We start from the raw sequence: 6730 nt of genomic DNA, 5'->3' as shown, positions 1-6730 counted from the left end.
TCACAGGATTGTGATGCATGCTGCGCGAGCTTCGTATCTCCAATTCAACCTCTAATTGCAATCGCGAAAGTGTGTGAAACCTGAAAGATTATCTGTGCTGTACCGCAACGCTCCATTTCATCGGCCCTAGCCCCCAGAAAAACAAACTCTTGCCGTAATGGCCGACCCGCAGCAGAGGTATTTCGCGGCCCATCACGCGGCCGCCGGCCATCGGAGCCCAGGTGGTACAGGGGGAACTTGCTTTTAGGTTGAGGGCCGCAGATGGCACCCTGCATCGGTTCAACCTGAATCGGGGTTCTTCACCGGCCACTTACGCCACCAGACCGAATCCGGTGCGAAGGGCGAACTAAAGTGCCCTCTCCGCAGCTTTCTTCAGGATTCGATGCCCTAGCATCAGCCCTGTGATCGCCCGCTTCAGCCGGCCATCCTCCCGCTCAAGCTGCTTCAGCCGACGTACCAGGCAGGCAGCCCGCCATAGCAGAAGGCCGCTTCCGCGGCTCCGAGCGGTGGGAAATATCGCTGACCGTCTGGCCTTGTCCCAACTCCGCTCAGCCTACCGTGGCATCTCATAACACTAACAAATCAGATTGATATCAGAATCACTGAAGCGTGTTTTCCAAATATAATCAAAGCGAGTGGTTATCCTGATATCAACTTTGGGTAGGTGTTGCTCGGCTGAGTGCTACCTGTCCTCACACTTTCGGCGGCGGATGACCTCATGAATATCTATGGCGGTTCCAGCAACGACGCTCTCACCGGCAGCATCTACGCCGACTTCATGGTTGGCTACAGCGGCAACGACACCATGAACGGCGGCAGCGGCAACGATCAGCTCTACGCGGGTTCGGGCAATGATGTGCTGATCGGTGGCAGAGGCCAGGACGTACTGAAGGGTGAGGCCGGGACTGACATCTTTCAATTTTCCATGGGTGACGGCCCCGGGCAGGGCGACCGCATCCTTGATTTCACCGATGGCGACCGAATCAGCTTCGTTGGAGTGTCCCAGCGGACCGTCAGCCAAAACATCAATGCCGAAGGCGATCTCGAGATCTACTACGGCGTACTCGGCAGCGCGACGGCGGAGAGCAACAGGATCATCTTGACTGATGTAGGGTATTATCTTGGGTTCGATGACTTCATGTTCGGGTAGACTGCTTCAAGAGAACGATGGTTCTGATCCAGGCGGCGGTTGCGGCGAGGCAGAGGACGCCGAGGAAGGAGCGCGGTTTTCCCATGACGGGTGGCGATCGCGTGTTGCGCTTCCATAGCCCAAATGCGCTCGCGGAAGGGGTCGGAGGCAAGGCCGCGATCGCCGACGACCCAATCGGGCGTGTTTGGCGGGCAACCGAGCAGGTCTGATGTCTTGGGTAGTCCGTAAGCCTGACGGGGCGTAAACGCGAAAGCAACGGATCGGCTGCGGCCATCGGCAATCACGCAGGCCTTTGTCCTGTAGCCGCTGCGAGAACGGCCAAGCGCCTCGCGCACGTCTCGCTTTTGGATATGGCATCCCCTTTCTCGCCCCCGCCGCTGCCTAGTGAGCGCAGATGTTGGCATCAATGAAGGCATGCCGAGCGCGATCCCCCGCTGCACCAACTCGAGCAGGCGCTGAGACGGTGCGTCGCAACTCTTTCGGTGGCGTCTTCCCCTGCGCCTGGATTTGCTCAATAGCGGCCCGGACCGCCCACGCCGCATCGGTGAAAACCTTGCACCCAGTCCCATCTGCCATGCCGCAAACATGGGAACAGCATTCAAATTCTAACAGGCCTTGATCACCTCAGCTGGAAAGCGATGGGTGACGCGGAGAGACTTGGCAGCTGGCAGGTTCATTCCGGTCGTCTGCAGGGCTGGGGTCAACCCTGCCAAATCCCACTCAACTTGATAGCGCCTCGGCATGATCACTTACACGAGCGCCCCCGTTTCAACCTTTCGGCGACCAGCGCATCACCGGCGGCGATGTGGACCGTAAAGGACAGCACCACGGCGTCGGCCTCGACGGATACCGACTTGGCGGCTCGCCGAGGAAGAACCACTTGGCGGCGGTGGCAATGTGCGATCAGCAGCGCGCCAAGTGTCTCGGCGGGTATGTCAAAATCCGCCGTTCCATCACCCACGGTCCACAACAAGGTGATCCGCTGCTGCGATGGGATCAGACGCACGATGTCGGGTTTTGCCCTGGGCAGGCCGAGAGCGGTGGCCCCGTCGACAACGTCGACGAGGGCAGCCATGATGGCAGGCCGATCAAACGTAATCTCGCGTCGATCAATAATGCCCATCGGCGAGTCCCTATCGGGTGGCGTGGGCGTCTGTTTGCGCCACGGACATCGTCCCACTGCTTCTTTACTGCGCTGTTAACGGCGCTCCCGTGCAGGTGGCTTTAACGTTTCGCTTACTGCTCATCTGAAATACTGTCGCCATGCAAACACCAACGGAATCGCTCGAACATGCCAGGCGCGCCGTGAAGAGTGGCGCTGGCTACATTGTTGAAGATTTCCGTCCGTCGACTTTTTTGGAGCGCGGCATCACCGCCCCCTTCACCACGCCATTTTTGCTTGGCTCACGCGTCCGCCCAGCCGCACGGGGTGCAGTTGAAATCGTGGTGCCAAACCCTGCCGGGGTTCGCGGTTCCTATGTGGTTCCCATCAGCGCCCTGAGTGAGATTTGCGTCCCAACCTTGCACGACCGGTTGCTGTGCAAGGCGATCGAGGAGCGGCCGAACATCGCCCCGGCGACCATGCTCGCCCTGGCGCGCTCTGTGACGAAGGAAGGGCTAGCGGGCGAAGCGGCAGCCAGCGCCGCCATTACCGGCGAACAACTCGATCGCGACCAGCGCATCCTGACGAATTTTCGGCTGCTCATTCATCTGGTCGAGCAAGCCGAACCACGGCACGAGAACTCTATCCCTCCCGGGCGGGACACGCCGGCCAATGTCGAGCAGCGGGCCCGTCGTGCCATTGCGCGCACGGCCCCCGAACTTGGCATCAGCGTCGCAGACATGGTCGTCGCTTTGGAGCAGCTTGCAGCGGTCTTTGCGCCCATTGGCTTTCGAGGCGATCCCACTCGGGCCCGATACCAGCGCCAGCTTGAAGATCTGCAGGCTCTGACGCTGGAAACCATGGCTTGGTTGAGCAATGCGACCAGTGCCCAGGATGCAGGTGCCGCCTCCTTGGTGGTGCGGTCGGCTGAGATGACCGTGGAGTTGGGGCAGCAACTGCTCTCCGGCCTGTTGGATTGCAGCGCCGACATTCGTGGCATGGTCTGCCGCTGGACCCGGGACCAAGACGCCTTCCTCGAACTCGCGGCCCGTCCCGCTTGGTTGCTGGACGGTTGGGCCACGCTGATTGGAATTTGGCGGACCGCAGGCAAGAACATCGCGGTGGCGGTGCGCGAGATGGCGATGCTGGTGCCGACGATGCCGAAGGAAGTGAATGTCTGGACGGGGTGTGACGATAGGTTGTTTGACATCACCACCCGCGCTCGGAGCCGGTTTGTCTTCCGCCTCGAAGAATGGCGCAGTGGCGGCATCGTCGAAATAGTCGCCCGTAACGAGGCGCTGGTGAGCAGAATGATATGAGTGTCGCTGCTGAGGTTCGCGCGCTGGGCAGCCTGGTCGAGAATGCTTCGGCTGAGCGCCTCGTTCAAATGATCGCCGCGATTGATAGGCTTCCTGAACGAGGAAGCGTCGATCGCTTGATTGATATCGTGCGGCCCCGCCTGCGCGGCCTTGGGTTAGCTCGGCCGATGCAGCTGGAGCGGGTGTTGTTCACGCCGCTCGATCCTCTGATCGTCCCACCCGGCCGGTGGACCCTGAATTCACCCTACATACCACGCACGGCCCTGCGCCCGCTGGCCAACGCAGTTAAAACAGGCCTCGGTTTGCGTGCCGACCACCTCGCCGCCGGCTGTGCAGATCGGACCATGGATGACATCGTAGCCGTCACCGCACTGGGCGCCGAATTATGGCCCGCGGCGGCCTGCGCCCTTCCAACATCACCGCCTCGGTCGTGGCAGGAGTCCGGACTGCCGGAGAGAACCTATGGCCCGCTCGCCAGTCGCTGCAAGGCAGGTTGGCGCCACGCCGTCGCCATTTGGCCAGTCTTGCACGCTGCGGCGGATGGTCCGCCCACTGCGGCGATCCGCGAAGCTCTGGTGGGCCCGATTGCAGAAGGCGGTGAGGTCTTCGAAGTGGCGCTTCGGATTCTCCTGACCAATGCCGCTCGGCCAGCGACCGTGATCGGTGCAGCGCTCGATCTGACGACCAATGGAGGTAGGACGGTCGAGATTGCCGAAACCCTGTTCGATGATGTGCTGGCAACCCGGCTATCCGTAATGAGCGATTTGAAGGTGGGGCCAGCCGAGAACGGTGGTGCCGAGGCCATTGCCTTGGCCGCCAGGTCGGCCTCGACGCTTCTGGAGGATATCGAGGCCTCCTCCCTGCTGGATAGGCGAGGTCGGCAAGCCAAGCTGCAAGCCCTCCGTTCGGGTTTCGACCTGCATTGCCGCCACAGCTTCGCTGCCGTGTTGCGGCGTGGATTCCTGGATAAGGCAGCGTCCCTGGACGATGGCGCGCGGGACCGCACAGCGATGGTCAGCGAGCTGGAGTGCAGAGCCCGGGACTTGAAGCGGATCGAGCTCAGCGGTCGGAAATTCGCCAGCACTGCCGGACATTATTACGACGAATCTTTGCGGTCAGCTGTGATGACGATCGCAAACGGCTCGCGCAGCAGAGGCACTCACCGGCTGCAGCGTCATGAATTGCTGCGTCTGGCCGAGATTCTTTTGGGGCCGGATGCTGCTCTCGACATGTTGGGTCCACTGAGAACCCGGCCAATGCCCGTTTGAGCGGAGCACGGTTGAGAGCCATGTGGCTACGGCCCGTCAGTGGCCTTCACGGCACGCGAACAGCCGACAAGCATTCTTGTGGACGGTGGTAGTGCAGCCCGGGTGTCGTTGGTTAGGCTGATCGCTCCGGTCGATATTACGTGTCAGGTCCAGCCCCGCAGTACGGCTGCGTTGGTCCCAGTCAATGGGGTGTCATCGGCTCACCCTGGCTAAAGACCCATTTCGCTGGGCAGCGCGCCGCCGACGGATTTGGACCTGATCTCAACCGGCCCACGCCTGGGCGCAGCGATGCAGTCGTTTCTGGCTGATCGGGACAGCAGGGATCCAGATAAACATCTGGACCGCGTCTGCGCTACCTCGTCTACGCGGTGGCCAACCATTTCCGCGCCCCGCTGGCCTGACGCCTGACCGAAGCGTTCCGAGCTGCTGGGGGGGATGTCGGAGCTGCCGTGGCCATCTCGACAACTCAAGCGGGGAGCGCCTGCCGGGAACGAACCTCGCTTGTTCTCGACGACAGCCGGCTCGACGCGCCGCTTGAGGAGCATCCCGAGCACCCGGCGCAACACCGGATGCCGACCGCTCGGACCATGCCTTCCTGGCCGGCCCCGCCGGCTGCGACTTCACCATCCGTCTGAGGAAGCCGACCGAATACCTGAACAAATCCTTTTATTGGACCCGCTGGTCTTCGCCCCGGAGACGATCCGGGACCTCCAGGCCCAGGTCGGTGCCTCGCTGAACGACCGGCAGAGAACCGGCGTGCTGGGCGAGATGGCGGCGCGGCTGCTTAGGAGCGGCGCCTGGACGGCTTTTCGCACCTCCCCGGCAACCGCCTTCCGGCCTTATGGCTTCCCTTGGCTCCGGCAGGGCTGAGGGAGGCAGGATGCGATCGAGCGATGCGGCGAAACTGGCGCGGATTCTCGGCCTGCTCGGCTCCGACCAGGCCGGCGAGCGGGCCGCCGCCGCGGAGGCCGCGCACCGCCTCGTCACCCGCCTCGGATTGAGCTGGGACGAGGTGCTGGCGCCGCAGCGGGAGTCTTCCCAGGCGGATTCCGCCCTGCGGCGCAAGCCCGCCTCCGCTTCGCATGACACCCTGGCCGCCGCCCAGTCCCGCCTCCGCCAGTCTATGCGGGAGAATGCCGACCTCCGCCGCCGCATCACGCAGCTCCAGCGCCGCATCGAGGTGTTGCACCAGCAGATGCCGGCGCCGGCGCCCGAGGAGGATTAGTCGAACACCTCTCCCCAGGCCCCCATCAGCGCCGCATCCACCTCCTCCATCGTCGCCGTCATCCCGAGCCGGTGCAGGCTCGTCACCCCATGCTGGCTGATGCCGCAGGGTACGATGCCGCCGAAATGGGAAAGGTCCGGGTCCACGTTCACCGCGACGCCATGCCAGCTCACCCAGCGCGTCACCCGGACGCCGATGGCGGCGATCTTGTCCTCCGTCCCCCGCGCCCGGTCCTCCACCCAGATGCCGACGCGCCCCTCCCGCCGCTCACCGCGCAGGTTGAACCGCCAGAGCGCCCGGATCAGCCATTCCTCCAGGCTGTGGACATAGGCGCGGACATCCCGCCCCCGCCGGGTGAGGTCGAGCATCACATAGCCCGTCCGCTGCCCCGGCCCGTGATAGGTCCACTGCCCCCCGCGCCCCGCCCGGAAGACTGGGAAGCGCGGGTCGACCAGCCCCTCCGGCGTCGCCGAGGTCCCGGCGGTGTAGGTCGGCGGGTGTTCGACCAGCCAGACCAGCTCCTCCGCCGTTCCGGCGCGAATGGCGGCGACCCGCTCCTCCATCCGGGCAAGCGCCGCCTCATAGGGCGTCAGCCCCTCCGCGACCTCCCAATGTGGAAGCCCTGTTGCGACCGGCGCATTCATCGTCTATACGCCCCGCCTCGCC

7 protein-coding genes are annotated in these 6730 nt (G+C 63.3%); 5 read left to right on the top strand and 2 right to left on the bottom strand.

Annotated elements, in window-relative coordinates:
* Positions 1-718 precede the first annotated feature (718 nt).
* Positions 719-1150, top strand: coding sequence for a calcium-binding protein (locus JMJ56_RS22260; protein WP_202833971.1), 432 nt, complete (start codon positions 719-721; stop codon positions 1148-1150).
* A 745-nt stretch (positions 1151-1895) separates the two neighbouring features.
* Here the strand turns inward: JMJ56_RS22260 and JMJ56_RS22250 are convergent.
* The gene (locus tag JMJ56_RS22250; protein WP_202833970.1) at positions 1896-2273 is read right to left on the bottom strand and encodes a hypothetical protein; all 378 of its coding nucleotides are present in this window, start codon (positions 2271-2273) and stop codon (positions 1896-1898) included.
* 140 nt (positions 2274-2413) lie between these two features.
* On the opposite strand from JMJ56_RS22250, the gene JMJ56_RS22245 reads away from it, so the two are divergent.
* From JMJ56_RS22245 to JMJ56_RS22230, 4 genes are all read left to right on the top strand, one after another.
* Positions 2414-3571: a hypothetical protein gene (locus tag JMJ56_RS22245; protein WP_202833969.1), complete on the top strand. Its 1158-nt coding sequence runs from the start codon at positions 2414-2416 to the stop codon at positions 3569-3571.
* Positions 3568-4839: a hypothetical protein gene (locus JMJ56_RS22240; protein ID WP_202833968.1), complete on the top strand. Its 1272-nt coding sequence runs from the start codon at positions 3568-3570 to the stop codon at positions 4837-4839. Before JMJ56_RS22245 ends, JMJ56_RS22240 begins: the two co-directional genes overlap by 4 nt.
* 669 nt (positions 4840-5508) lie before the next feature.
* Positions 5509-5709: a hypothetical protein gene (locus JMJ56_RS22235; protein ID WP_202833967.1), complete on the top strand. Its 201-nt coding sequence runs from the start codon at positions 5509-5511 to the stop codon at positions 5707-5709.
* A gap of 10 nt (positions 5710-5719) precedes the next feature.
* Positions 5720-6064, top strand: coding sequence for a hypothetical protein (locus tag JMJ56_RS22230; RefSeq protein ID WP_202833966.1), 345 nt, complete (start codon positions 5720-5722; stop codon positions 6062-6064).
* On the opposite strand, the gene lipB is transcribed toward JMJ56_RS22230, so the two are convergent.
* Positions 6061-6708 (bottom strand): lipoyl(octanoyl) transferase LipB, encoded by a 648-nt coding sequence (gene lipB, locus JMJ56_RS22225; protein ID WP_202833965.1) that lies wholly within the window; start codon positions 6706-6708, stop codon positions 6061-6063. The two genes, JMJ56_RS22230 and lipB, sit on opposite strands and share 4 nt — an antisense overlap.
* Positions 6709-6730: the final 22 nt, after the last annotated feature.

It is taken from the genome of Belnapia arida, from assembly GCF_016773205.1.
In the GTDB taxonomy this organism is placed as follows: Bacteria; Pseudomonadota; Alphaproteobacteria; order Acetobacterales; family Acetobacteraceae; genus Belnapia; species Belnapia arida.
This window is presented reverse-complemented; position numbering and strand designations above follow the sequence as displayed.